Origin of the sequence: Robertmurraya dakarensis (assembly GCF_900156875.1) — a bacterium.
GTDB classification, from domain to species: domain Bacteria; phylum Bacillota; class Bacilli; order Bacillales; family Cytobacillaceae; genus Robertmurraya; species Robertmurraya dakarensis.
The window spans coordinates 1676271-1677402 of sequence record NZ_LT707408.1 but is presented as its reverse complement, the minus strand read 5'-3'; the positions used below and the strand labels follow the sequence as shown (position 1 = coordinate 1677402).

At 43.0% G+C, this 1132-nt stretch carries 1 protein-coding gene; it reads right to left on the bottom strand.

The genetic code is table 11. The features are described from left to right. A partial coding sequence (locus tag CZ487_RS28155) for an IS110 family RNA-guided transposase (RefSeq protein ID WP_077211803.1) occupies window positions 1-1030 on the bottom strand: 1030 nt, incomplete at its 3' end. Between the last annotated feature and the right edge of the window lie 102 nt (window positions 1031-1132).

The window sequence follows — 1132 nt, the reverse complement described above, 5'->3', positions numbered from 1 at the left end:
GTTTGGAGATGCGTTTTTGTCCTTTGTGCTGACCGGACGAATTTTCACGTAACGTTAATCCCGCGAGTTTGATTAGTTGGCGTGGATCTTCGTAATGTGAGAAGCTTCCGATCTCAGCTAATAGTTCGACAATGGTGGTATCTCCAAGTCCTTGAACCGTTGATAGCCATTCGTATTCTACAGATGTTTTAACGAGCTCAACTAAGTGTTGAGTAATACTTTCGATATCTTGTTCTAATTGGTTGTAACGACGAACGAGTGTGGCGATTTCGATACGGGCCATCTCACGTCCCTCTGTTACTCCGATCGAATTAGCAGCGACTTCAATAAGAAGCATTGCTTTCGGTCGTTGGGGAGATTTGAGCCCCTCAACCTGGCGGTAAAGTGATAATAATTCATCGGGTTGTTTCTGGTGAAGATCACTAGGAAATGGGGTACATTCAAGTACTGCCATTGCCAACTTTCCGAATGACGGAAAGACCTGGGGAAACTCAGGAAAATAGCGATCTAACCACCTAATCATCATGTTTTTGACAGCTCCAAGTTCCTCTGTCAACTTACTTCTAAACGTTGACCCAACACGAAGTTCAGCCTCCACGTCTTTCAAGATTCTTGGATAACTGAAGCGTCCGTCTTTAATAAGACGAGCAATTACTAAAGCATCTTTACGGTCATGTTTGGTTGGTAGATTGTCATCCAATTCCTTTGACCGTTTGACGTGCATAGGGTTGGTCATAGCCAAGGGAATCCCCCGATCCTCCAGGAAATAGGCTAAATTAAGCCAGTAATGGCCTGTAGGTTCAATCCCGACAATGACTTCCGTTTTTTCGTATTCTTTCATTGCAGCCAAAATGCGTTGATAAAAACTCTGAAAACCATCACTAGATTGTAATACTGAGAAAGATTTTTGGAGCACCCGCCCACGATCATCTACAAAGCAAGCGAAATGTTTTCGCTTAGCAATATCGATTCCGACAACGAGTGTTCTTTCGGTGACTTGATTTATTTTCTGATTTTGTTTAAAATCCACTTTGGAGTCCTCCTTGGTTAACTAAGTTAGGGGTCATTTCGCGCTAAGATTTGACACCCCGTAATCATACCAAGAGGGCTCTTTTTTGTTCAAGTCCCCGAA